Raw genomic sequence first — 24,689 nt, forward strand, 5'->3', positions numbered from 1 at the left:
CGCTTTGCAGCTACGCCTCTTTGGGCGCTTCACATGACCTAGATACTTAACATGAGAAATAACTTGACAGAAAGCCGAACCGCTTGCAAGTCTATATTTGAAGCACTGGTTCATATATTGAACCGCCGTTCTTTGGGAAAAATAAAAGAAATTGCCCAAACGGCCCACGTAGCTTCCGCCTCGATAGGAGCGAGGTGCATTGAAGATTCTGGGGAACAAAAACTATGACAACAACCACTGAACCGTCTTCGCAAGCCGATCAATCGGCGAACCAATTACGTAAGAACAGCCTCGGTGTCGCGGCTGTAACTTTTCTCGTCGTCTCAGCAGCAGCGCCATTGACCGCCGTTGCAGGCGGCGTGCCATTGTCAATGCTTCTGGGAAATGGTGCGGGCATACCGCTCACCTTTCTTCTGGTCACGATTGTCCTTTTGATGTTTTCTGTCGGCTATGTTGCGATGGCCAGACACATCCGCAATGCCGGAGCATTCTATGCATTCACGGCGCAGGGACTGGGCGGGTTGATGGGGGGCGTTGCCGCCCTTCTCGCAATCCTGGCCTATAATGCCATGCAGATCGGCGTGTTCGGCCTCTTCGGCGCGGCAACGGCCGGGTTTCTGGCCAGCTTCGGCATCGATCTTCCCTGGTGGGCATGGACCTATATCGGTATTGCTGCTGTAGCGGTACTCGGCTATCGCCGAGTCGATCTTTCGGCACGGGTGCTGACAGTTCTCGTCGTGCTCGAATATGTCGTGGTGCTTATCATTGACGCGGCCATTCTCTTCACCGGTGGCGACAGCGGTCTTTCCATCACGCCCTTTACGCCGTCGGCCTTTCTGAGCGGCACACCCGCCATTGGAATCCTGTTCTGTTTTGCTGCCTTCATTGGCTTTGAAGCCACCACGATCTATAGCGAAGAAGCCCGTGATCCAGCTCGCACCGTACCGCGTGCAACCTATATTTCCGTGCTGATGATCGGCCTGTTTTATATGCTCACCTCATGGCTCATGGTTAGCGGCGCAGGTGCCCACAAACTGGTGGGCGAATTGCAGGGACTTCAGGATCCGACCACCTTCCTCTTCGGCCTTGCAGAGAGATATGTCGGCCACTGGATCATACCGGTTATGAACCTGCTCTTCATTACCAGCCTGTTTGCGGGTGTCGTTGCCTTTCACAATGGCGTTGCCCGTTACATGTATGTTGCAGGTCGCGAAGGTCTGTTGCCTGCCCGCCTTGGCACAACGCATTCCCTCTATCAGAGCCCCCATATTGGCTCGCTGGTGCAGACGGTTATCGCGTTGCTTGTGGTGACAATTTTCGCTGCCACAGGACAAGACCCGGTACTGGCGCTCTTCTCCTGGCTGACCAATGTCGGCACACTTGCAATCATGCTGCTGATGACCTTCACCGCCTTCGCCATCATAACCTTCTTTGCCCGTCATCCCGGACTTGAAAATAGCGTTATGACCACACGGATTATGCCGCTGATAACAGGTACTGTCCTCGGCATTCTGGTCATTTATATCGCACTGAATTTCGGCAGTATCGCTGGTGCCAACGGCATTATGGCCATTATCCTGCCGGGGCTGGTGCTTGTTGCTGCTGTCATCGGGCTGTTGCTTGCCATGAGGCTCAGGACCAACAATGCAACCGGCTTTGCCCGTCTTGGTGCCGGTCAGATCGTCTGACCCGCACCTCTCCCTAATGGCTCTATCATCTACCGGTTCAAGGAATTTGCCATGCAAGACAAGATCGACGCTCTCGGCCAGCAAAACATCGCACCACAATTGCTGTTTATCGACGGGCGATGGCAATCCGCTATAGATGAAGCCACGATGGCGACTATCTCGCCTATCGACGGCCAGCAGCTGACCAGTCTGGCAGCTGCGGGAACAGTTGATGTGGATCGCGCCGTGACGGCTGCTCGCCGTAGCTTCGACAAGGGCCTGTGGTCAAGGGCCTCCCCCGCCGAACGAAAAAAGGTGTTGTTAAAGATCGCCGAACTGATCGAAAAACACGCACTTGAACTTGCGGTACTTGGAGTACGCGACAACGGCACCGAGATCTCGATGGCGATCAAAGCCGAGCCGGGGAGTGCAGCGAACACGTTCCGCTACTACGCGGAAGCCATTGACAAGGTTTATGGCGAGATCGCCCCGACTGCAGAAGATGTGCTCGGCCTCATCCACCGCACGCCCGTTGGCGTAGTGGCCGCGATCGTGCCCTGGAATTTTCCGATGATGATCAGTGCATGGAAAATTGCGCCGGCTTTGGCCGCTGGTAATTCAGTCATTCTCAAACCAGCCGAAGGTGCGTCGCTCACGCTGCTCCGTCTTGCTGAACTATGCGCTGAAGCGGGGCTGCCGGAAGGCGTTTTGAATGTTGTGACCGGTGCAGGCGCGATCACGGGTGAGGCACTTGGGCTACACAACGATATCGATGTTCTGGCCTTTACCGGATCAGGACATGTCGGTCGCAAACTGCTCGAATATTCAGCCCGTTCGAACCTGAAACGGGTCTATCTGGAGCTTGGCGGCAAATCGCCGAATATCGTATTCGCCGATGCACCCGACCTTGACCGGGCAGCAAAGGTCTCCGCTTACGGAATATTCCGTAATTCGGGTCAGGTATGCGTTGCCGGATCGCGATTACTGATTGAGCGCTCCATTGCAGAGGAGTTTGCAGAACGCGTGAGCGCAATTGCTGGCGTCATGAAACTTGGCAACCCGTTGGACCTCGCCACCGAGGCCGGCGCTATCTCCAGCGAGGTGCAGCTGGGCAAAAATCTCGGTTTCGCCGCGCAAGCGCTATCGGAAGGTGCACGACTGCGAACCGGGGGTAATCGTATTCTGGAAGAAACTGGAGGTTATTACATGCAACCGACTGTCTTCGACGTGACCCCTGACATGACGCTAGCCCGTGAAGAAGTGTTCGGCCCCATTCTTGCGATCATCCCTTTCGACAAGGAAGACGATGCGTTGAAAATCGCCAATGACACAAGCTATGGCCTCGCTTCAGCGGTATGGACCTCCAGTCTGTCGCGTGCGCACCGCATGGTTCGTAATATTCGAGCCGGGGTAGTACACGTCAACACATATGGTGGCGCAGACAATTCTGTCCCGCTGGGAGGCGTCAAGCAGTCGGGCAACGGTCACGACAAATCACTGCACGCGCTGGATAAATATATAGATCTGAAAACGGCCTGGATTCAACTTTGAATCCAAATTGCCTCGGACAGCTCCAAGTGCACTGATCCAAGGCAGTTCAATCGACAACGCATTGAGAGGCTGGGTAAACGCGCCTTACCCAGTACTCCATTGCCAATTTGTGGGCATCTCAAAGTAAACCTCCAACCTTTTATTTAACGTGTGAATTATCTTGACACACTTAAATCCGGGCGGCACTCTAATAGTGAATAGCAGGTTCAAATAATGAACCCAAAGGGAACATCAGCATGACAGTGACGCGACACGCAGACCTCATTCTCACTGATGGCCGTATCTATACGATCGACGCTTCACGCCCCTGGGCGCAGGCCATTGCAGTCGCGGATGGGAAGATACTTGCTGTCGGCAGCGTGTCTGAAATCGAGTACTATCGAACAGACACAACCGAGGTCATCGATCTCGAAGGCCGCATGGTGATGCCGGGCTTTGTTGATGTACACAACCACATCATGATGGCTGGCCAGGCAGAACTGTTTGAAACGCAGTTGCCCAAAGGCGCAACTATCGACGACATTTGCGCCCATGTACGCGAGCAGGCGAAATCTGCTGCACCTGGTCAATGGATTATCGCCAATCAATGGGGCGCGGACATGATCGCCGTGCTCAATACCAAGGAAGCATTGCAAAAACTTGATGCTGCCAGCCTCGGCTATCCAGTATTGTTACGTGATGAAACCATGCACAACCGCTGGATCAACAGCGTTGCAATGCACCTGTCTGGCATCAACGAGCACCAACCGGATCCGCCTGCTGGTGCTTTCGGAAGAGACCCGGCGACCGGTCGATTGACCGGACTACTGGTTGAATCTGCAGCAGGTATTGTTGAACGGGTAGCGGCAAGCCATTTCACCGAAGCCATGGGCGAAGCCGCAGTCATACGCGCGGTCGAATTGGCCAATTCCTATGGCATCACCGCCTTTCAGGATGCCGCCTCGGTGCAGCCGGTTCTGCAAGCGCTCACAAATCTCGATAACAAGAACAAGCTGACAGCCTGGGCTGTCACGTCCCTTCCCTTAATCGAACCGTCATTCATGTTCGGGCTTTCCGGTGATGAGCTTCTTGCGGTGCGCGAACATTATCGTACCCATCATGTGCGGCCGAACTTCACCAAGATTTTCCTCGATGGCGTGCCCGGTGCACGTACCGGGGCGTTTCACGACGCTTATTTGAACGACGACGCTCACCCCCATGGTTATAGAGGAGAAACGCTCGTCAGCTATGCCGATCTGGTCAAATATATCGACAGATCGGAAATGCTTGGCATGGGACTAAAGATCCACTGTGCCGGAGACTTTGCAGTCAGCGAAATGCTGGATGCCGTAGAGGCTGTGCGCTATTTCAAGGGGCCGGCAAAGGTCCTGCATCATATAGCGCATGCAAGCTATATCCGCCCACAGGATATCGAGCGCTTTGCAAAACTCTCGGTGGTCGCCGACCTCTGCCCGATGATTTGGTACCCGACCACCTTTCTTGAGGGCCACAAGGCAGCCATGGGCGAAGAGCGGGCATCGCGGTTCTGGCCTATAGCCGATCTCCATCAGTCTGGCGCACTTCTGGCAGGCGGCTCCGACTGGCCGGTTATTCCTGTACCCGACCCATGGACCGGTATCGAAGGAATGGTAACCCGGCAAAATCCATCCGGCGCGTTTCCAGGCGTTTCGCTTTGGCCCGAACAGGCCATCGATCTGGCCACCGCGATCAAGATATTCACGCTCAATTCAGCAACCGCGATGGGTATCGCGGAACAGACCGGGTCTTTGGAGCCCGGCAAGTCGGCAGACCTGATCATTCTCGACCAGAATGTCTTCGATGTCCCGACCAATCAGATCGCCAGCACCAAAGTTCTGACCACCTTCTTCGAAGGGCGAGCCGTCTATCAGCGCTAGCCGTTTCATGAAACCTCTCCCGATGCATTGCGGGCAAATAAAAAAGGGAACAGCATGCAATCGACCAGAAACCTCCTTCTCGCTTCAGCGGTAATATTGTCAGGCATGTGGGTTTTCGCCGGGGAGGCCGAGGCTTCCCCTTCCTGTGAAAATGGCCCCATCCAGATAGGCGCAGTTTCCACGATAACGGGCGTAGTCGATTTTTCCGATGCTCCCAAAGCGGCGGCGGCCGTCTTCGAGCAGCTTAACGCTGCCGGAGGTATCAACGGCTGCAAGATTGACTACACCATCGCCGACGATAAGGGCGATCCACAGGTCGCAGCCCAGGCTGCGCGCGATCTGATTGACAACAAATCTGTTGTTGCCCTGTCCGGGGGCGCAAGTCTGCTCGATTGCGCCGTCAATGCGGCCACCTACAATCGAAATGATGTGCTGGCGATACAAGGCGTCGGCGTCGATCCACTGTGTTTTAATGCTCCCAGCATCGCGCCTGTGAATGTCGGCCCCTACACTTTGACGACAGCCATGCTCGATTATGCGGCAAAAAATCTGGGTGCTCAGAAACTCTGCGCTTTTTTCCTCGTCATTGGCGGCACACAGGAGGCCTATGCCGCAGCCGTCACGCGCTGGGAGAAGATCAGCGGCAAGAAGATCGCCCTCAGTGACATGACCTTGCCTGCACAAGGTGATCTCACCCCCTATCTCATCAAAGCTCGCAACGCTGGATGTGATACGGTCTTGACCAACCAAGTCGAGCCAGGTGTCGTTCAATGGGTGAAGACCGCCGACGCACAGAAGATCAGCGGTATGAACTGGCTGTTTCTTGCTCCCGGCTATACGGAGGGAGTCGCCAAAGCGCTCGCCGATAGCAAGCAGCCAATCTATATCGGCACCGAATGGGAGCCTTATACCGAGGCTACCGACGCCAATGCCGACTGGATCAAGACAATGGACGCGGCTGGCCTGCCCAAAACCGCTTTCTCGCAAGGTGGCTTCCTTGCCGCAAGAGCACTTATCGACACCATCTCAGGCATTGATGGCGAGGTCACGCGCGCGAGTGTAACCGCCGCGCTTAAATCCGGCAAGGAATTGCATTATGCCATGGCAGGCAGTCCTTACGTCTTCGGCGAAGCCAAAGCACACGCGCCAATGCAAGCCACCAAGGTCATGCAGCTCGAAGCGGGTAAGTGGACGGTAAAGACCAACGATTGGTTCTCGCTACCAAAAGCGGAATAATCGAGACTGTTTGAACAGCAGGATGTTCTTTTCCGGCTCTTTCGAGAACCGGACGACCGCCGCCGCAAGTACCGCGACAGGCATACCGTTATTCATCGTTCGGGCTTTGTGCCCGACTGTTTTGGGGTTCCAGCCATGAGCTCTCTTCTCACAGCTGCAGTAGCCGGATTATCGGCAGGTGGCGCTTATGCGATCCTTGGCGTCTGCGCCATCTTCACTTATCGGCTGGTTGCCGTGGTAAATTTTACGGGCGCTGCAATAGGTGCCATCGGGACATTCGCGATGGTCAGCCTGTTCGAAACGGGTGTGCCATTGCCACTCGCGGTTGCCCTTGGCATCGCAACTGGTGTGCTTGCAGGTGTCATGATCGGCATCGTCATGACCACCTGGTTTGCCAACGCCAACGCCTCAACCAAAGCGGCGGTAACCGCAGCGCTTCTCGTTGGCATCATAGCACTGGGGCTACGTTTCACCGGTGGTCAGCATCCCCACTACTTTCCCGCTGTGATACCCGGTTCAGCCTTTCGTCTGGCGGGGGTCGAAGTTACATGGGCTGCTGTCACAATGCTGCTGCTTGCCCTCGTCTTCACGGTTGCAACCGAACAATTCCTGGCTCGCACGCGCACAGGCCTTCAGCTCCGCGCACTGTCGCAACGCCCCATGGCCGCTGAACTCATCGGCATCCGGGTGCGCCTGCTGGCGCTTGGCGTCTGGGCGGTCACCGGCGCTGTGACATCCTTCGCCTTGATGGTGATAGCGCCATTGCGTTCCCCAGATTTCTCATCTCTCAGCCTTCTGGTCGTTCCAGCGCTGGCCGCCGCCCTGATCGGCGCTTTTTCAAGCTTCCGCGTTGCACTCATTGGTGGCGTGATGATTGGTGTGCTGGAAGGCATGGTCAGTGCGATGGGTTCCATCGGTCAATATCGCAGCACCGTTCCATTTCTGGTCATTCTGGCCGTCCTTTTGTGGTCGCAACGAGGAGCCCGTTGGGATGAAGCACGCTAGTTTTCACGCCATCATCATCGTTTTGTCCCTGGCAGCGCTCGGCGCGCTTGCTCTGGCTCTCCTGCCCAAATACTGGATATTCCTGATTACGGCGGTCTTCATCGTCGGCATTGCACTACAAAGCCTCGGTCTCGTCACGGGTCGAACAGGTATGATTTCACTGTGCCAAATGTCCTTCGCCGGTGTAGGAGCCTGGGTTACCGGTTATCTCAACCTGATAGAAGCACCGGGCGGATTGATCGTCTGGGTCTTGATTGGCGGCCTGGCAGCCGTGCCTGTAGGAATTGCGATCGGCCTTCCCGCGCTCAGGTTGCGCGGTATCAATCTCGCCATTGTCACACTGGGTTTTGCCGCGGCTTTTGACACAGTACTCGCAACCATCACCTTTCCGGGTCAGACGAGTTTTACCCAGGTTGCCCGCCCCGATATTTTCACCTCGGACCAGGGCTACTTCTTGCTTGTCTTGCTGTTTTACACGGTCATCGCAGTTCTACTGGAATTCATTGGTCATTCCCGACTTGGTTCCTCCTGGCTTGCAGTACGCTATTCCGAACGTGCCGCTGCCGCCAATGCGATCAGCGTGCCACTTGCCAAACTCAGCGCCTTCGCTATCAGTGCCTTCATATCAGGTATCTCTGGCGGCCTTCTTGCAGGGTATCTGGGCACGCTCGTTTCTGAAAATTTTTCGATGATGCAATCATTGGCGTTATTTGCAGTTGCGACAATGACGGGTGCCCATTTCACGATGGGAGCCATTATTGGCGGCATCCTTATCGTGCTTTTCCCAGAGCTGTTACGTCGTATCAATCTACCACAGGATGTCGGCAACGTGTTCTTTGCGCTCGGAGCCGTACAAGCCTTGTCGACCGGCGAAACAATAGCCCAAACCTGGTCGAGGCTCGGGCGCAAACTGATTTCCCGCAAGAACAGGCAACCAGAACCATCCAGTGCTCAAACCCTGCCGAACGCCACGTCGCGGAGTGCACAAGGAAACACCGGTACAGCGCTTGAAGTGCGTGACCTTACCGTGCGTTATGGAGCAGTCACGGCACTGGATGGGGTTAACATTACAGTACCGGCGGGTGCTGTCATTGGACTCGTCGGGCCAAACGGCGCCGGGAAATCCACACTGGTCGATGCCATCGCCGGTTTCCTGCCTCGATACGACGGCGCCGTCCTCTTGAACGGAAGCTCACTGGAAGGGCATTCCGCAGCATCACGCGCGCAAAGGGGTGTCCGCCGTACGTGGCAGACCACACGCATAGCTCCTGAACTGCGGATCGGTGAATATATGCGGCTGGCGGCTGGTCCCATTGCGCAAAACGAGGTTGAAAGCCTGCTTGCCTGGTTTGGTTGCCCCGGCCCGGATGTTACCATCGGCTCAGTTGACGTGGGAACGCGCCGCCTGATCGACGTAGCGGGAGCAGTCGCGTCACGGGCGCCCGTTATCTTGCTCGATGAACCGGCAGCCGGCATCTCTTATGACGAGGCGCTGAAACTTGGCCAGCGCATCGCTGCCATCCCTGCAACATTTGGCAGTTCGATATTATTGATCGAACATGACATGGACCTTGTGCGCAATGCCTGTTCATCAATCACGGTCCTCGACTTTGGGCGCGTCATCGCCAGTGGCGCAACCGCTGAAGTTCTAGATCTACCCTCCGTCCAGAAAGCCTATATGGGCATCGATTTTGAAGAGGCTGCCGAATGACCTGTTTTTCAGTCAAGGCATTGCAGGTCGACCGTTCGGGCATTCCGGTAATTCGCGGTGTAGATCTGAGGGTGCAAAGCGGTGAAATCAGCGTGTTGCTGGGTTCCAATGGCGCCGGTAAAACAACCTTCCTTGAGAGTTTATCCGGCATCATATCAGCACGAGCCGGTTCGATCAGCATCGGTGACGCAGAGCTGACCAAACTAAGGCCGGGCTTGCGAACGAAGGCTGGCCTGAGCCATGTCGAACAGGGACGCACCGTCTTCTCGGACATGACAACGGAAGAAAATCTCAAGGTTGCTCTACATCCAGTTGCAGATTTGAACGAGGCCTATGAACTGTTTCCAGAGCTTGTTCAGCGACGCGACGTCAAAGCGGGCATGCTATCAGGCGGTGAACAGCAGATGGTGGTGATTGCGCGCTCCATCGTCAATCGGCCGAAGGTTATGCTGATCGATGAAATGTCATCCGGTCTGGCGCCCGTCATCGTCAATCGGCTCATGCGCGCCGTGAGACAACTTGCTGATAACGGCATGGCGATCATACTGGTGGAACAATTTGCGGCACTCGCGCTTTCCATAAGCAATCATGCATATGTCTTGCGTCGCGGGCAGATCGTCTATGATGGTAGTAGTGAAGTCCTCGCCAAAGACCCCGCCCGGCTTCACAAGCTCTATCTGGGTGACGCCACTTCAAGCTGATGAAGGCAATGGAACCTTAACCCGCGCTTCGATGCGTCTTGATCATGGATGTCGTGATTACGCGAGTTGCAGACCAGTGATATCATGCCAGATGCTACTTCTCACCAAATGGAAGGAAATGTCATTGCAGCCAAAACTAAACGATATTGAAAAGCGTGTTTCATACACTCATCCTTCGATCTTGAAGTACTCAAAAACTTTGCTCGATATTTCAACCGAAACACTCACCAGTGCGGCGCTCGACGATTTGCATCGATGGCGGTTTCCAGCCTGACCATTTCATCGCTCGACAATTCGAGGGATAACGCGCCAAGCGCATCGGGGAGATGATGGGGCTTGGACATACCAACTATCGGAGAGGTTATATCCGGCTTCGCCAGCACCCAGGCCAAGGCGATTTGCGCTGGTGAGACGCCACGTGCTTTGGCAAGAACGCCAACACTCGCCACTGTTTCGTCAACTCCACCAGTACCTTGGTACCATTGGACAGATTGTTCATCCGTCCCAGCGCGCAATGTTTCAATACTTTGCGTTGCCGCAAGTCTGCCGCGTGCCAAAGGCGACCAGGGTGTCAGACCAACACCTTCCTCGCGACACAATGGTATCAATTCCTCTTCATCATCACGGATAATGAGGTTGTATTGGCTTTGCATTGAGATGAAGCTGGCCAAGCCGTTGTTGCGCTGAAAGGCAAGCAACTTCATAAATCTCCATGCATGCATGGAAGACGCCCCGAGATAGCGCACCTTACCGGCCCGAACGATCATATCAAGTGCATCGGCCGTTTCTTCGACAGGCGTTTCAGGGTCGAAGCGATGGATGACGACTAAATCAATGTAGTCCGTGCCAAGCCGTTTCAGAGAAGCATCAACACTTGCCAGAATATGCTTCCGCGATAGCCCCCGATTATTTGGCTTTTCATCCAATGGGAAGAAAGCCTTGGTGGCAATGACCGCATCGTCGCGAGAACCAAAATCCTTCAGTGCGCGTCCCAGAATCCGCTCACTTTCACCAACCGAATATTGGCCGTATCAAAGAAGTTAATCCCCGCTTCCAATGCATCACGAATGAACGGACGGGCTTCGTCCTCCCGTAAAACCCATGGCCTCCAGGACGGATCGCCATAGGTCATGCAACCAAGCGCAAGACGCGACACTTTCAATCCGCTATCACCGAGAGAAACATAGTACATTTGTCGTTCTCCAATTGAGACAACTTCTGCCGGGCAATTCGGGGCTCAGGTCGTTCACAACTGCCAACGCCACCGGCCGGTTCAGCTCACCGCACACCAGCAATCGTGTAGCCGCCATCCACGAGGATTGTCTGGCCAGTTACAAAGCGGGCTTCATCCGATGAAAGCCAGATTGCAAGATCGGCGACATCATCCGGCTGGCCAAGCCGTTCTGCCGGCGTGTGCGCGACGAACGGCGCAAATGCCGTCATATCGCCGTTGACACTGCCGTGAGCCATCGGGGTTTCTATAATACCCGGATTGATATTGTTGATACGAATACCTTTGGATGCGTATTCGAGTACCAGTGCCGGGATCATCGCATCAAGCGCGCCCTTGCTGGCCGAATAGATTGATGACCCGCGGAGCGCTCCCTTCGTGAGCCAGGATGAAGTATTTACAATCGCCCCGCCAAAGCCTTGTTTCAAGAACGCCTCGATTTCATACTTCATCGAAAGCCAGATGCCTCTCAGATTGATGGCTATCACCGCATCGAAATCAGCGCTCCTCTGTTCGATAATTGGCGCGAAGTTGCCGAGGATTCCTGCGTTGTTAAACGCTGCGTCCAGCCTGCCGTATTGATCGAATGCCGTTGTGATCAGACGACGGACATCGTCTTCGTTCGATACGTCGGTGGGAGCAGCAATTGCCTGACCACCGCCTTCGAAGATTTCATGCGCCACGGATTCAATCTCGGTTGTTCGGCGCCCCGCCAACATGACTTTTGCACCCTCGCGGGCATAGCCGATAGCTGCCGCACGACCGATACCGGTACCGGCCCCCGACACAATAACGACCTTGTTCTGAAAGTGGCTTGAAGTTGCCGTTTGTCCTGAAAAATCTGACATATCTACCTCGCAGGTGGCTCATTTCCTTCAGGCTAGATCAGTTCACTATTCAATTTAACCCACCTTCCATTTCATTCAATAGTGAGCTATATTCATCAATGATGAGAACAAGTGATCTTGGTGAACTAGCGGCGTTCATCGCTATTGCGGAAGAAGGCAGGTTTCGCAAAGCAGCAGTTCGGCTGAATTTAACGCCGTCTGCCCTGTCACATTCCATCCGCTCACTTGAACAAAAGCTGGGGGTTCGTCTTTTTAACCGAACGACACGGACGATCGCGCTAACTGAAGCAGGACACCCCCTTCTGCGTCAGATCGGTCCGGCATTTGCCAGCATCGAAACAGCGGTGGAAACGCTCAATGATTTTCGCCAACAACCAGCCGGCAAGTTAAAGATCAGCACTCCACGCACTGTCGCGTTGCGAGTGTTGGGACCTAAATTCCGCACCTATAGCGATCTTTACCCAGACGTTACCCTGGAGATCGCCGCACAAAACGGATTTGTCGATATCGTTCAGCAGGGCTTTGACGCCGGCATTCGGCTCGGCGAAAGTCTTGATCAGGACATGATCGCGGTGCGCATTACACCCGATTTGCGTACAGCCATTGTCGCTTCACCGGAATATTTCACACGATATTCACCACCAGAAACACCTCGCGATCTTCACCAGCACAATTGTATCGGTTTTCGCCAGATTGCGAATGGTGGTCTTTATCGCTGGGAGTTTTCCAAACACGGACAAACACTCAATGTTGCCGTCAACGGAACACTGGTTCTGGACGATCCAGAACTTATGATCACCGCGGCACTCGACGGCATCGGACTGGCCTATGGCACCGAGCAGCATGTCAGCGAACATATTGCTTCCGGAAAGCTGGTCCGTGTTCTTGAAGACTGGTGTCCGCCCTATCCCGGCTTCTATCTTTACTATCCGGGTCGCCGTCACGTCCCTGCGGCCCTCAGAGCATTGATCAATCTTCTGCGCTGTTGATGCGGTCTCGATAGCAACCACATGGGTGCCTTAACATTGCTTGAATTCTGATCCGGGAAGGTTCCGGCACCTGCCTCCTGCAGACGAAAGTCATGGTCAAGCCCGGATCGACACGACACCTCACCCTCGAAGCATTTCGCACGGTGGCAATGCAGGCTCCCATCCAACTTGAAATGCCTCATATGAGGAGTGAGCGATGTCTATGCGGCACGCCCAAAGCAACCGAATTTATAGCAAAGTACTATCAAGGACCCGGAAGATGTCTTCCGGGTCTTGAATAGCAGTTAAATTAGTTGGCCGACATCGATGCGATTGCCATCCGGGTCCTCAAATACAAAGGCCCGCAAGCCATAATCCTTGTCTTGCAGGCCCTTTATGATCCGCACACGGTGCTCCTTGCACCGGACAAATAGCGCGTCAATATTATCGACAAGAAGGTGAGCGACGTTGAAGTTCGCTGCCTTGTGGTTCGGCTGCCAAGTCAGATGCAACTCCCCGGAGTCTCGCTTCAAGATGACAAAGCCCACAGGGTTTCCATTTTCGAAAACCTTCGTAAAGCCCATTACCCCGACGTAAAAAGTCAACGCTCGTGACATGTCAGTGACTGGAAGCGTCGTGGCAATCCGTCCAAAACGGACACCATGATCTGCGATTTCATTCATCGTCAAATCTCCATCTTGGAAAACGCTATTACCGATGGACGATGCCAAGAGGTGCAAAGCGCTTTCGTTGTTCGAAAAGGATGGACGGTGCCAGTAAGGTCAGCTTTTAAGACAAATCAGAACCACGTTCAATACGTTTGAAAAACTGTAACTAAAGACTGCTTTGATTGCCCCGTCAGCGTACTGCCGAATTGCAGAGGCAACACTCTCCCGGCAACCCAGTGGATCTATTTTACTTGTTGCGCGTGCAGCTTGTCGTCTATCCCAACACGCACAGCAGATATGCGAACCCCGACGACGTTACCAAGCTGCTTTATAAATTGCCAATGCGTCGGGTTCACTCATCTCTCTTGGATTGTTCACCAGCAGCCTCGTTTGCTTCATGGCGTCACGGGCCATCGCGTGCAGGTGAGCTTCCTCGATACCGACCTCTCGCAATCGGGATGGCAGGCCCAGTTTCACACAAAGTGTAGAAAGTCGTTCGATGAATGCATTGCAGCGTTCTTCTTCATCCCACTCGGCCCTGATATCTGGAAAGGCATCGGCTGCAATCTCTGCATAATCCGAACATGCATCCTGAGCGTTGAACTGCATGACGTGCGGCAGTACCAGTGCGTTTGAAAGCCCGTGGGGAACGTGAAAGGTTCCGCCTATCGGATAAGCAAGCGCGTGCACGGCTGCGACCGGAGAATTCGCAAATGCCTGACCAGCCAGCATTGATCCCAGCAGCATAGCACCTCTTGCTTCCCTGTCTGTCCCGTTGAATACAGCCTTTTCAATATTCGCTCCCAAAAGCTGCAAAGCCTGTCTGGCGAGCATCTTTGACAACGGATTATTGTTCGCATTTAGCGATGTATAAGCTTCGATTGCATGCACCATAGCGTCGATGCCTGTAGCGGCAGTGATATGCGGCGGCAGACCCAGAGTGAGGTCAGCATCGAGAATTGCCACATCAGGCAGAATGATCGGCGACGAAACCCCGCGCTTTTCATTGTCGCCAACGGTGATGATGGAAACCGGTGTCACTTCCGACCCAGTGCCAGATGTTGTGGGCACCAGAACCAGCGGCAATCTCGGTCCTTTGGCATTACCCACCCCCCAGATTGTATCGACATCTTCGCCCGAGCCGCAAAGAAGAGCCACCACCTTTGCAACATCCAGCGAAGAGCCGCCGCCAAACCCGACGACGCTTGTAACTTTCCTGGCTCTCGCTTCCTTTGTCGCGGCCAGAACGGTTGCGAGCGATGGATCGGCCTCGACGCGATCGAAAACCAATGTTTCAACACCGGAATCTGCCAAGGATTGAAGTGCGGGGTCACATAGGCCAAGTTGAAGCAGACCAGGATCGGTTACGAACAAGACCCGTTCACCCAGCCTGTCTTGCACCAGTGCGCCCATTTCGGCAGAGGCACCAAGGCGAAAGATGATCTGGGCAGTGGTATTGAACGTGAAAGGTGTCATGCGATTTTCCTTGGCAGTCACGCCAAAATTCCCGATCTGAGCGTCAGGTGCGAATGTTGAAAACAGCCTTCAGGCACAGGCTATCGCTTGTAATCCCAAAGCGACTTATTGCTTGAAGAAACGGCAATGGCACCCTGTTTCATTGCTGTAGCCACATCGGCCTCATTGCAAATAAAGCCAGAAGCCACGATAGGCGGGAGGCGGCGCTTGTCCTCCGCAGACAGGTACCCCAGCATCGGCGATGGCATGATCTGCACCAGATTAGGGGCGCTCTGCGAGATTGCCTTCAGGCTGCGGGGCCATGTGGAACGGTCGGTCACAAAGACCTTCTGCATGGTCAGGAGGCCGCATTGCGCGGCCTTCTGGATTGTCGGAACGCGGGTCGACAGCAGAACCGAAATGCCTATCTCGGCCAGGAACTCAATAGCTCCCTTATCCTGCGACAGGCCTTCACAACTGTCGATGTTCAGAACGATCAGCTTGTTGCTTTTCTTCAGCGCATTCAGCACTTCAGCCACATGGCGCAGGGCAATATTGGCAACGATGCCAACTTCCGCCTTGCTGTCCAGAAATGCCTGAAGATTATCCACGCCGTAGAGCGTTGCCATGACAGGCGCCCGCAAAAGCCGCTCACCGATCGTTCTGTCCAAAGTCATTCCATCATTTTCCGTCTCTTGGCATGTCGAGCGATAGTCCGAGCTTGCCGGGGTTAAGCAGATTGTCTGGATCAAGCGCCTTCTTCACTGTTTCCAGCAGCGGGAATGCTGATCCCAGAGCATCCTTCATGTAAGGCGCACGAAGCAGTCCGACACCATGATGATGGCTCAAGGCCGCACCATACTTGATTAGAACGGCATTGGCAGCATCCCATGCAGCGCGATACCATTCTGCGCGCTTTTCCACGTCCACATCACCACGCAGCGAGAAATAAAGGCAGGCGCCATCGACATAGGCATGCGACTGGTGCGCCGATCCCGCCAGTGTACCCGGCACGGCATTGATGGCAGCCACGACTTCATCGTAGATCGCGGGCAGATCGCGCCAGCATCCAGTCATTTCAAGCGTATCGGCAACAAAGCCGGGGCTGCGTTTGAAGCCCTCGGCGCTCTTGCCGGTCAGATAACGCGTATCGAGCCATTTCTCGAAAATCGTATCACCATCAAGCTTGTCACCGAGTTCAGCGCAAACCTTTTCGCTGATCGCCATCACGGCATCGACCATTTCCTGCACGCCTTCGTCCGCAATCAGCAGCACGTTGCTTTCCGGCAGACCGAACTGCACGCCGCTTTCCAGCTCATCGTAGAGACGAAGCGCTGCCGGATTGGCTCCGCCCTGCATGATGCGGCGGCAGGCTTCTAAGCCGATAGCAAAGCTCTTGAACCCATAGGCGATTGCTCGCGCGTAATCCGGCAGGCGATGCAGTTTCAGGCGTGCCTTTACGATAATGCCGAGCGTGCCTTCCGAGCCGATAAAGATCTGCTGCAAATCGGGCCCGATTGCTGCGCGGGCATAGTTTCCAACAGTCACCAGCGAACCATCGGCCAGCACGACTTCCATGCCGTAGACCATATCCTCAATCTTGCCGTAGCGCGTCGAAAGCTGACCTGCACCGCGGCAGGCAATCCAGCCACCCACCGTGCTGATACCGAATGAAGACGGCCAATGCCCCATGGTCATGCCAAAGTCGCGCTGGATCATTTCCTCGAAAATATCGCCGAACATGCCAGCTTCAACTTCAACGATCTGGCTGTCCGCATCGAAGCTGACAAAACGGTTGAGATTGCAGACATCGAGCACGATACCGCCGCGCAGTGGCAGCGCCGCGCCAGTAACATTGGAGCGCCCGGCAGAAACCGTGACGGGAACCTTGGCTTCATGCGCAAGGCGCATAACGGCCTGAACCTGCTCCACCGTCGACACGCGAACGAATACGCCGTCAACCGTTGCGGGGTTTCCGCCCGTTTCCGCTACCATCGTGCGCGCCCACCAGTCACGTGTGTTCACGACGAAATCTTCGCGCGAGGTCAGAACTTCATCTGCAACGCCCTGCAGCTTCTCAACGAGAGCTGCGTCCACAGAAACGGCGTTCTGAGCCAGATCGGCCTTGGTGCCGATTTCGTTGATGCTGCCAGCATAGTGCGGCTGTGTCGGGGCGCCGACGACATAATTTCCGCGATTGTAACCGCGCTTGATGGCTTCCTTGCTGATCATGTTCAGTTCGCTCCTGTGAGAATGGATTTTTCTTTTTCGGTCGCGGCCACATAGGCGGCGACCTGACGGTCGATTTCGGCCTGGGGGAGACCAAGCTCCTCACCCAACAAGGCGCCAACCCTTGCCGCAGCACGAGCAGAGGCATCGCGCGCCATCAGGCGGGCGCGCATGCGACGCGACAGCACGTCGTCAATGGTTCGGGCTAGTTCGTGCCGCGCGGCATAGACGACTTCACCAGCGGTATATGGCAGTCCCTCGACCAGCGGCTCGGCCAGTTCAGGACGTGCGGCCATCAGATCACTGACGAAGCGCGATTCCGTACCGTAACGCTCGCCCAGATGCGCCTCCATGCCGCCGGAGGCCACGATTGCCTGCGCGTCATATCCGGCAGCACCCAACAGAAATGCCTTCTTCGTGGTGCAGCGACGACGATCGCCGAGAACTTTCGCCGCAGCATCCACTGTCTGTTCGGCCATATGCCGCGAAGTCGTGAGCTTGCCGCCCACAATCGTGACGAGGCCGTCAGGCGCGACATGCACGGAATGATCACGTTTGACATCCATAGTACTGCCTCCTGACGAAGCAGCCACCAATGGGCGACATCCGGCAATGCTGCCGACGACATCATCCGGCGTCAGGTCGATGTTGAGCGCACTGCATGCGCCCTCGATCAGAAAATCAAGCTCGCGACGCGTGCAATGCACATCATCGAGATCGCCCTGATAATCCTCGTCGGTTGTCCCGAGATAGGAGACGTTGCCCCAGCGCGTGATGGTTGCGCGGCGGCTGCGCCCGGGCACTGGCACCGTCACCGTGCAGTCGTTACGGATCTTCAACCAGGGGATCGCCACATGGACGCCTTTGGCGGGGCGCACATGCAACGGCTTTTCGCCATCCTTGCCAAGCCCCATCCAGTCCCGCAACCATACGCCCGTCGCCATGATGACGGTCTTGGCGCGCACCCGGATTTCCTTGCCCTCGACGGTATGGACGATAGCGCCATCGACCCGGCCCGAACTGCGGGTAATCTCGGCCACCTTCGAATGATTGAGGACCGTGGCCCCGTAGAAGCCGGCAGAACGGGCCAATGCCAGCGTCAAGCGCGCATCATCGACGCGGGCATCGAAATACATGAGGCCGCCGCGCAGATATTCGTCCTTGAAGGTCGGGCAATGCGCCAGCACTTCCGCAGCAGTCAGTTTCTGATGCAGGATGCCTTCCCGCCAGCCGCCAGCCAGATCATATGTCCAGAGCAAGCCTTCGAACGCCTTGGCGAAGCGTGCATCGAACACACCGTCCCGTTCCAGGATGGGAAACAGGAAGGGCAGGCGCTGCACCAGATGACCGGCGTTGCGCCGCAGGCGCTGGCGTTCCAGCAGGGAATGGCGAACCAGGCCAAGATTGCCCTGTTCGATGTAACGCAAGCCACCATGCACCATCTTGGAGGACTTCGATGACGTGCCGGATGCAAAATCATCCTTCTCGACCAGCGCAACACGAAAACCGCGCAAGCTTGCGTCGAAGGCGCAGTAAGCGCCAGTCACACCACCACCAACGATCAGAATATCGTAGGTTTCAGTGGCAAGACGGTCTTCCTGTTCCGAACGGTTCAGCCGCAGCGGCTCGGTGCGGATCATCCGGGCGCGATCCTTGTCCGCGCGCCGGGAGCGCAGATTCAGCATTTCAACTCCTGTTTAATGATAGTGACCCGACTGAACGCGTGCGACTTCCTCATCCGTGAGGGAGTGCCATCGCGCTCTACGGTCCTGTCTTTCCGCGTCGCTGGTCTTGGGGATAAATAGATTGCCCTCGGGCAGCGTGGCGCGAGCTTCCGATAGGTCGCTCCAGAGCAATCCATCGCTGCCTGCCAGAAATGCTGTGCCCCGTAGGCTCGCACGGTCCTGATCCGCCATGCGCCGCACTGGCACACCACTGAGATCAGCCTGCAACTGCAGCAAAGTATCGCTGGAGGAAAGCCCTCCGCCTGCCACGACTTCCCGTACAGAGACGCCAGCCACTGCAGCACTCGCCTCCGCACAGGAAACGACCGAGTTTGCAATGCCCTCCAGAATGGCATGAGCAAGATGCGCTCGACTATGCGCCATCGAAAGCCCGGTGAGTGATGCGCGACCATCCGGAACGATGTTCGGCTGGCGCAATCCCGTGAGCGTCGGCATGAAGAAAAGACCATCGGAAGACGGCACCGTTGCAGCCAGTTCGCTAATCTCTTTTGCATTGTCGAACCAGCGCATTTCATTGCAGAGCCAGTTGAGTGCTGAGCCTGTTGTAGCGGCATAGGTTTCGACCGCGAAATGCGAGATATTTTCGCTCCGCCAGGCTGTCATGGTGAAAGTTGCTTCATAAAGGCCGGGGTTTTTCGGCGTCTGCTTTCCGATCACAAGATCGACAAAGCTGCCCGTACCATGCACGCACATGGCCTGCCCCGCATCGTGACAGCCAAGACCGACAAGTCCGCCCAACTGATCGCCGCATGATGCCTTGATCGGCACACGGATACCCAGAATATCCTGTCGCGTATAACCGAAATCGTCCGCGTCCTGTTTCAGTTCGGGCAAAAGTTCCAGCGGAAAATCCTGCGCCTCGATCCAATCCGTGAAATAGCGGTTCTCACCGAGAATATAGGCCCCAGCAGAAGTCGCATTTGTCGGTGTGGTGACGGCTTTGCGGTCTTCGGACAAGTGCCACAGCAGCCAGCTGTCTACTGTACCAAAAGCAAGGCGTTTTGCCTTCCATGCCTCGCGAACGACCGGCGTTTCCTGCATATGACGCGCAGCCCAGAGATAGATCGCTCTTCCGCCAACCGGGCGGCCAGCAAGTGGAACGAGTTTCGCATCCCATTTGGCCCCAAGCGGTTTTAACTCTTCAGCATAACGTGAATCCTGCCAGACCATAGCCGGAACCAGCGCCCGACCCGTTTCCGTATCCCAAAGAACGCCAGTTGCGCGTTGTGTGGCGATTGCCATGGCAGCAATCTCCATCCCGGCATTTCGCGCCGCCGCAATCGTCTTGCCGCAAACTTCGATAGTCTTCTGCAAAAGAACATCGGCGTCCTGTTCCACCACATTGTGTCGCGGTGAGAATACGGCAAGTGTTGTGTAGTTGACGGCAGAGACCGAACCGTCGGCCGCGACAAGCGCGGCCCGGGTTCCGGACGTTCCTTCATCAATGGCCAGAATGGCCTGTCTGCGTCCGTTCACATTATCCTCCGTTGTTACCGGTCGCCTTCGAACTGCGGCGCGTTCGGCTCGTCATCCGGGCTGATCTTTGTGCGGGTCGGATCCCACTGGATGATCGAGCAGATGATGCAAGCAATCAGCGGTACCACCGACAGGATCAGGAAGGTCGTGCCGAGACCGTAGGTCTCACGGAAAATCGGGAAAACCAGCAAGCCGAGTGCAGCACCCATAGCGCCAAGCGCACCGATGATACCGTTGGCACCAGCACGCAGTTCGCTGCGGAACGACAGTGACGAAAGGCTCTTGCCGTTGGCACCCGGACCACCAGAGTGGAACAGGATGAACAGCGAAGGAACGATCACCGCAAGCCAGGTCGGCATGGTGTCATGGAACAGCCCCATGATGACCAACATGACGAAAACTGCACCAAAGCCGATGGCAGAAGCCCGGCGCAGGCCGAGCACACGACCAATGACCGGCGAAGAGAAGCCGCCAATAATACCAAACACATTGAATACGAGCGTACCCAGCATCGCGTAGAGAAAGTCCTTGCCAAAGAGGGCCGCACTGATGAGGGGCAGGTACCAGCCCACTGCAAAATACTGGATTGACTGTCCGATCTGCACGGTCGCGGCAAGAATGGTGCGCGGCAGATAGATGCCGCGGAAAATCAGGGCAACATTGGCGATACCGCGACGAGCCTGATTGAGAACCGGCAAACGGTCTTCCGGCAGAGCGGCAACGAAATCACGATGATAGATGCGGGTCATCGCACGGGCAGCGTCTTCCAGCTTTTCCTTGCGGGCAAGCCAGATCGGGCTCTCAACCATGAACATCGCTTGAAGAACCATGATGGCAAAGGCGAAAACGCCGGTTGCCGCAACGGAATAGCGCCAGATCGAGTCACCCACGTCCCAGCTATAGAACAGCATGGCCAGAAGCACATTGGTACAAACTGCGGTGTACCAGATGCCCTGCCAGGTATTGAGGCGGCTGCGCAGGCGTGCAGGCGTGAACTCGGCAAGCACTGCCATGGCAATTGCAAAGTCGATACCGTAGGCAGCACCAACGAAAAAACGTCCCATGAGGATGACTTCATAGGAATGGGCCGTCATCACCAGCACCGCTCCGATAAGAGCGAGGAGCTTTGCGAAGATCAGCGGGCGCATACGGCCCCAGCGGTCGGCGATCCAACCGCCGATTGGATTGAATGCAATCGACACCCATGAGGCAAAGGACGTCATCAGCGCGACCTGCGCGGCGTCCAGCCCCAAATCGCGGGTCATTGGTCCAAGCCCCGCGCTCAGCGCCGAATTGGCGAAGGCGTCCAGGAACAGGCCACCGAGCGCCAACCACCAGATAATACCGGCGCGGCCTCGAATACCGTCATTCGCATCAATGTAGGAAATAATATCCGGCACACCCCTAAGGGCTATTTTGCTTCCGTGCATTACGGCGTCCTCCCAACGTCGCTATGACATCTGCAAGAGGACTTATCCGGATTCCAGACGCAATAAGACCAACCTTGCAGATGGTCTTAAATCTTCAGTCTGCATTTACGTTTATAGCCAATTTTTAAGAGGAGTCAATGCGCCAGTTCTATCACTGAACAACGATGGCTTTATCCAGCGCCTGCCCCAACTTTACACTGTGCTGAAACGCCAGAGATGCAAAGTGGCCTTGCTCGTTTGATTGCTGCTTCCGCCGTTGCAATCTTCCCTTCGTCTAAATCTCAACCCAACGCACCGAGAGCTTTTGAAATCGCCCCGGCGGTTTCAGATACTGCTTTTACAAACAGCGCTTCCCGTTCCTCATCCGGCCCTTCAAATTCAAGCGAAGTTATACTCACACTCGCGACGGCTTCACCCGAACCGTTAAATATGGGTGCTGCCACAGATAGATCGCCCCGGAAATGCAACGATCTGGTCACACAGTAATTATCATCGCGTGCTTTCTGTAATAACCGCCTGAACTCGCCAGGCTCAACAATGCTATGCTCGGTATGCTGCTGCATTTCCGTCGCATCGATGATCCGCTCCTGTTCCTCACCCGGTAAATGCGCGACCATAGTCAGACCGGAGGCCGTATAGAGCGCAGGCAGTTTTGCGCCTGCCCGAACATTGACGGACACGATCTTCTCACTCGCCAGACGCGAAACCAAGAGCACATCCGCCCCTACGAGTTGGGCCAGATTAATTGTTTCCCCTGTTGCGTCGTGCAGTTTCTTCAAATGATCCTGCGAAAGAGCAATAAGTGGATCTGTATCCAGATATGTGAAACCAAATTCCAGCAAGCGAGGCGAAAGCCTGTAGTTTCGGCTCGTCTCCTTCGTCAAATAGCCCAGACCATGAAGCGTATAGACAAAACGCTGAACTGCACTGCGGTCCAACCCAGCATAGGCAGCTATTTCTGCAAGTGTCAGGGACTGCTTATCGCGATTGAACGCGCCTAAGACAAGGAAAGCCTTCTCCACGGATTTCACATACAGGTGGCTGTCTTGGATGCTCATATCTCAGCACATTCCTCATTAAAGGCAATTGATCCGCCATTCATAAAGAATCGCAGCCAATAGGTTCGGGCGGGCAACAATCCAACAAATGCATGCGAGTTGTCAAAACTGGCTTGACAATTACAATGTAATTCCGCAGATTACAATGCAATTATCAACCAAAAATGCCGCAGGGAACTCGGCGACGAAAATGGGAACCACATGACTGCTAAGAAAAGCCTTTTCAGTGCTGTATTGATATCTGCTGTTGCTGGCACGATTGGATTGGCGCATGCCGCCGAAGGGGAAACTCCGGCGCTTATCGCTGACACTCCGGCTGCCAAAGGCCCCATCGCTGATGTGGTATGGGCGCTCGGTAAAGAGCCCGCTTCTCTGGACCCTGCACAATCGAACGAATTCGTCATCAATCAGGTTCTGTCGAACCTCTGTGAAACGCTTTTTGTCATCAACCCTGACTTCAAGGTCGAGAACTGGTTGGCGACCGGCGTTACGCAACCGGATGACAAGACCTACCTCTATAAGATCCGCAAGGATGCTAAATTCTGGGATGGATCGCCGGTCACGACGGCTGACGTTGCCTTTAGCCTCCAGCGCAATCTCGACCCGAATGTCAAATCTCGCTGGGCGCGCTATTACATTAATGTCGACAAGGTCGAGGCCGTTGACGACGAAACCGTCAAAGTGACGCTCAAGCAGCCTGACATCATGTTCAACTCCGCGATGGCGACTGCGGCCAGCGCAGTCATCAAGAAGAGCCATGCGGAAGCAAACGGCAATGTCATCGGCACGCCGCAGGTTGCGCCGATGTGCAGCGGTCCGTTCAAACTGACAGCATGGAACACGGGATCTTCGATTATCCTTGAGAAGAACAAGGATTATTGGAACCCGACCCATGCTGCCCTGGCCGACAAATTCGAGTTCAAGTTCGTTGTCGATACATCCGCTCAGGTCAATGGTCTGATCACCGGTCAATTGCAGGGCATGTATGGTCCAACCGGGACTGCTATTGGCGCTCTGAAGAAAGCGACGGCGGGTAAACTTTATTTCGGCAAGAGCTTCTCAAACTATCAGCTCATTCCGAACATGCGCCCCGATGCGACGTCCGTGGCCGCAAACGAAAAAATCCGTCAGGCCTTATCGCTGGCCATCAACCGCACGGCCATTGCCGCAAAGGTTTTCAACGGTGCGGCTATCCCGACCATTTCACCAGCGCCAAGCGCGGCGTTCTCCAATATGGCCTCGGCAAATCCTAACCTTGAAGTGCCTGCAATCGACCTCGAAAAAGCAAAAGCTCTGGTTGCCGAGGCGGGACCAATCGAGAAGCCGCTGCTTCTCGCCTATGGCGCTCGCTCCGACTATGAAATGCTGGCTTCGCTGATCATGGATGCTGGTCGCAAGATCGGTGTGCCGATTGAGCTGAAAGCAGTGCCTTACGATCAGTATGTTGCAGCGTTCTTCGATGGCAAGCTGCGGCAGAACGATTTCATGATGATGACCAAGAACATCAACATGACCGACCCACTCGATTTCTTCTCCGTGTTCACCCCTTCCTTTGCGGCCCTCAATTTCGGGCACTACGACAATCCGGAAGTCGTCGACCGCATTGTCAAGGCCCGCAGCGAAACGGATGAAGCCAAGCGTTCAGCACTGATCAGCGAAGCCCAGAATATCATTGTCCGTGAGAAAGCATGGATACCCCTCGTGGAATTCACCAATGCGCTCTACATGGATGGCTCGATCACAGGCGCACCCGCTTCCTACGTATTCCCCTATTACCCTTGGGCAGCCCAGGTGGGCGCGGCGAAATAAGCGCCT

At 55.3% G+C, this 24,689-nt stretch carries 18 protein-coding genes and 1 pseudogene; 9 read left to right on the forward strand and 10 right to left on the reverse strand.

Going from position 1 to position 24,689, the window contains the following annotated elements:
* The first annotated feature begins 224 nt into the window (after positions 1–224).
* The 7 genes from FGI60_RS05865 (at position 225) to FGI60_RS05895 (ending at position 9,766) form a co-directional block, all read left to right on the forward strand.
* Positions 225–1,688 carry an APC family permease gene (locus FGI60_RS05865; protein ID WP_138784337.1) on the forward strand — a complete coding sequence of 488 codons (1,464 nt, stop codon included), beginning with the start codon at positions 225–227 and terminating at the stop codon, positions 1,686–1,688.
* A 51-nt stretch (positions 1,689–1,739) separates the two neighbouring features.
* Positions 1,740–3,218: an aldehyde dehydrogenase gene (locus FGI60_RS05870; RefSeq protein ID WP_138784338.1), complete on the forward strand. Its 1,479-nt coding sequence runs from the start codon at positions 1,740–1,742 to the stop codon at positions 3,216–3,218.
* A 236-nt stretch (positions 3,219–3,454) separates the two neighbouring features.
* Complete coding sequence (locus FGI60_RS05875; RefSeq protein ID WP_138784339.1) at positions 3,455–5,113, forward strand: amidohydrolase; 1,659 nt, start codon at positions 3,455–3,457, stop codon at positions 5,111–5,113.
* Positions 5,114–5,167: 54 nt separating this feature from the next.
* Entirely contained in the window at positions 5,168–6,349 is a 1,182-nt protein-coding gene (locus FGI60_RS05880) for an ABC transporter substrate-binding protein (protein ID WP_138784340.1), read from the forward strand.
* A 135-nt stretch (positions 6,350–6,484) separates the two neighbouring features.
* A complete protein-coding gene (locus FGI60_RS05885; protein ID WP_138784341.1) occupies positions 6,485–7,354 on the forward strand; it encodes a branched-chain amino acid ABC transporter permease in 870 nt (289 codons plus the stop codon).
* Complete coding sequence (locus FGI60_RS05890; RefSeq protein WP_138784342.1) at positions 7,341–9,065, forward strand: branched-chain amino acid ABC transporter ATP-binding protein/permease; 1,725 nt, start codon at positions 7,341–7,343, stop codon at positions 9,063–9,065. Before FGI60_RS05885 ends, FGI60_RS05890 begins: the two co-directional genes overlap by 14 nt.
* Positions 9,062–9,766: an ABC transporter ATP-binding protein gene (locus FGI60_RS05895; RefSeq protein WP_138784343.1), complete on the forward strand. Its 705-nt coding sequence runs from the start codon at positions 9,062–9,064 to the stop codon at positions 9,764–9,766. Before FGI60_RS05890 ends, FGI60_RS05895 begins: the two co-directional genes overlap by 4 nt.
* A 224-nt stretch (positions 9,767–9,990) precedes the next feature.
* On the opposite strand, the pseudogene FGI60_RS05900 reads toward FGI60_RS05895, so the two are convergent.
* Positions 9,991–10,958, reverse strand: a pseudogene (locus FGI60_RS05900) (aldo/keto reductase).
* An 86-nt stretch (positions 10,959–11,044) separates the two neighbouring features.
* On the reverse strand, positions 11,045–11,845 hold the full coding sequence (locus tag FGI60_RS05905) for an SDR family NAD(P)-dependent oxidoreductase (RefSeq protein ID WP_138784344.1): 801 nt from the start codon (positions 11,843–11,845) through the stop codon (positions 11,045–11,047).
* Positions 11,846–11,946: 101 nt separating this feature from the next.
* Here FGI60_RS05905 and FGI60_RS05910 point away from each other — a divergent pair, with 101 nt between their 5' ends.
* Positions 11,947–12,834: a LysR family transcriptional regulator gene (locus FGI60_RS05910; RefSeq protein WP_138784638.1), complete on the forward strand. Its 888-nt coding sequence runs from the start codon at positions 11,947–11,949 to the stop codon at positions 12,832–12,834.
* Between the two features lie 284 nt (positions 12,835–13,118).
* Here the strand turns inward: FGI60_RS05910 and FGI60_RS05915 are convergent, their stop codons facing one another.
* The 8 genes from FGI60_RS05915 to FGI60_RS05950 form a co-directional block, all read right to left on the reverse strand.
* Complete coding sequence (locus FGI60_RS05915; RefSeq protein ID WP_138784345.1) at positions 13,119–13,496, reverse strand: VOC family protein; 378 nt, start codon at positions 13,494–13,496, stop codon at positions 13,119–13,121.
* A gap of 300 nt (positions 13,497–13,796) precedes the next feature.
* Positions 13,797–14,957, reverse strand: a complete 1,161-nt coding sequence (locus FGI60_RS05920; protein WP_138784346.1) for an iron-containing alcohol dehydrogenase — start codon at positions 14,955–14,957, stop codon at positions 13,797–13,799.
* An 80-nt stretch (positions 14,958–15,037) separates the two neighbouring features.
* Positions 15,038–15,613, reverse strand: a complete 576-nt coding sequence (locus FGI60_RS05925) for a glycerol-3-phosphate responsive antiterminator (RefSeq protein WP_138784347.1) — start codon at positions 15,611–15,613, stop codon at positions 15,038–15,040.
* A 4-nt stretch (positions 15,614–15,617) separates the two neighbouring features.
* The gene (locus tag FGI60_RS05930; protein WP_138784348.1) at positions 15,618–17,168 is read right to left on the reverse strand and encodes an FAD-binding oxidoreductase; all 1,551 of its coding nucleotides are present in this window, start codon (positions 17,166–17,168) and stop codon (positions 15,618–15,620) included.
* Between the two features lie 2 nt (positions 17,169–17,170).
* Positions 17,171–18,850, reverse strand: coding sequence for a glycerol-3-phosphate dehydrogenase/oxidase (locus tag FGI60_RS05935; RefSeq protein ID WP_138784349.1), 1,680 nt, complete (start codon positions 18,848–18,850; stop codon positions 17,171–17,173).
* A gap of 12 nt (positions 18,851–18,862) precedes the next feature.
* Positions 18,863–20,386, reverse strand: a complete 1,524-nt coding sequence (locus FGI60_RS05940; protein WP_138784350.1) for an FGGY-family carbohydrate kinase — start codon at positions 20,384–20,386, stop codon at positions 18,863–18,865.
* A gap of 14 nt (positions 20,387–20,400) precedes the next feature.
* Entirely contained in the window at positions 20,401–21,816 is a 1,416-nt protein-coding gene (locus FGI60_RS05945; RefSeq protein WP_138784351.1) for an MFS transporter, read from the reverse strand.
* Positions 21,817–22,097: 281 nt separating this feature from the next.
* Positions 22,098–22,874 (reverse strand): IclR family transcriptional regulator, encoded by a 777-nt coding sequence (locus tag FGI60_RS05950; protein ID WP_138784352.1) that lies wholly within the window; start codon positions 22,872–22,874, stop codon positions 22,098–22,100.
* A 201-nt stretch (positions 22,875–23,075) separates the two neighbouring features.
* On the opposite strand from FGI60_RS05950, the gene FGI60_RS05955 reads away from it, so the two are divergent.
* Positions 23,076–24,683 carry an ABC transporter substrate-binding protein gene (locus tag FGI60_RS05955; RefSeq protein WP_138784353.1) on the forward strand — a complete coding sequence of 536 codons (1,608 nt, stop codon included), beginning with the start codon at positions 23,076–23,078 and terminating at the stop codon, positions 24,681–24,683.
* The last annotated feature ends 6 nt before the right edge of the window (positions 24,684–24,689 follow it).

The organism is Brucella haematophila (assembly GCF_005938105.1).
GTDB lineage: Bacteria > Pseudomonadota > Alphaproteobacteria > Rhizobiales > Rhizobiaceae > Brucella > Brucella haematophila.

What these genes read in the sequence shown, in the direction of transcription:
- FGI60_RS05875 (WP_138784339.1), top strand. Translation starts at nt 3,455, where the DNA reads ATGACAGTGACGCGACACGCAGACCTCATTCTCACTGATGGCCGTATC.
- FGI60_RS05865 (WP_138784337.1), top strand. Translation starts at nt 225, where the DNA reads ATGACAACAACCACTGAACCGTCTTCGCAAGCCGATCAATCGGCGAAC.
- FGI60_RS05885 (WP_138784341.1), top strand. Translation starts at nt 6,485, where the DNA reads ATGAGCTCTCTTCTCACAGCTGCAGTAGCCGGATTATCGGCAGGTGGC.
- FGI60_RS05905 (WP_138784344.1), bottom strand. Translation starts at nt 11,845, where the DNA reads ATGTCAGATTTTTCAGGACAAACGGCAACTTCAAGCCACTTTCAGAAC.
- FGI60_RS05935 (WP_138784349.1), bottom strand. Translation starts at nt 18,850, where the DNA reads ATGCTGAATCTGCGCTCCCGGCGCGCGGACAAGGATCGCGCCCGGATG.
- FGI60_RS05945 (WP_138784351.1), bottom strand. Translation starts at nt 21,816, where the DNA reads ATGCACGGAAGCAAAATAGCCCTTAGGGGTGTGCCGGATATTATTTCC.
- FGI60_RS05950 (WP_138784352.1), bottom strand. Translation starts at nt 22,874, where the DNA reads ATGAGCATCCAAGACAGCCACCTGTATGTGAAATCCGTGGAGAAGGCT.
- FGI60_RS05920 (WP_138784346.1), bottom strand. Translation starts at nt 14,957, where the DNA reads ATGACACCTTTCACGTTCAATACCACTGCCCAGATCATCTTTCGCCTT.
- FGI60_RS05955 (WP_138784353.1), top strand. Translation starts at nt 23,076, where the DNA reads ATGACTGCTAAGAAAAGCCTTTTCAGTGCTGTATTGATATCTGCTGTT.
- FGI60_RS05870 (WP_138784338.1), top strand. Translation starts at nt 1,740, where the DNA reads ATGCAAGACAAGATCGACGCTCTCGGCCAGCAAAACATCGCACCACAA.
- FGI60_RS05895 (WP_138784343.1), top strand. Translation starts at nt 9,062, where the DNA reads ATGACCTGTTTTTCAGTCAAGGCATTGCAGGTCGACCGTTCGGGCATT.
- FGI60_RS05930 (WP_138784348.1), bottom strand. Translation starts at nt 17,168, where the DNA reads ATGATCAGCAAGGAAGCCATCAAGCGCGGTTACAATCGCGGAAATTAT.
- FGI60_RS05925 (WP_138784347.1), bottom strand. Translation starts at nt 15,613, where the DNA reads ATGACTTTGGACAGAACGATCGGTGAGCGGCTTTTGCGGGCGCCTGTC.
- FGI60_RS05880 (WP_138784340.1), top strand. Translation starts at nt 5,168, where the DNA reads ATGCAATCGACCAGAAACCTCCTTCTCGCTTCAGCGGTAATATTGTCA.
- FGI60_RS05910 (WP_138784638.1), top strand. Translation starts at nt 11,947, where the DNA reads ATGAGAACAAGTGATCTTGGTGAACTAGCGGCGTTCATCGCTATTGCG.
- FGI60_RS05890 (WP_138784342.1), top strand. Translation starts at nt 7,341, where the DNA reads ATGAAGCACGCTAGTTTTCACGCCATCATCATCGTTTTGTCCCTGGCA.
- FGI60_RS05915 (WP_138784345.1), bottom strand. Translation starts at nt 13,496, where the DNA reads ATGAATGAAATCGCAGATCATGGTGTCCGTTTTGGACGGATTGCCACG.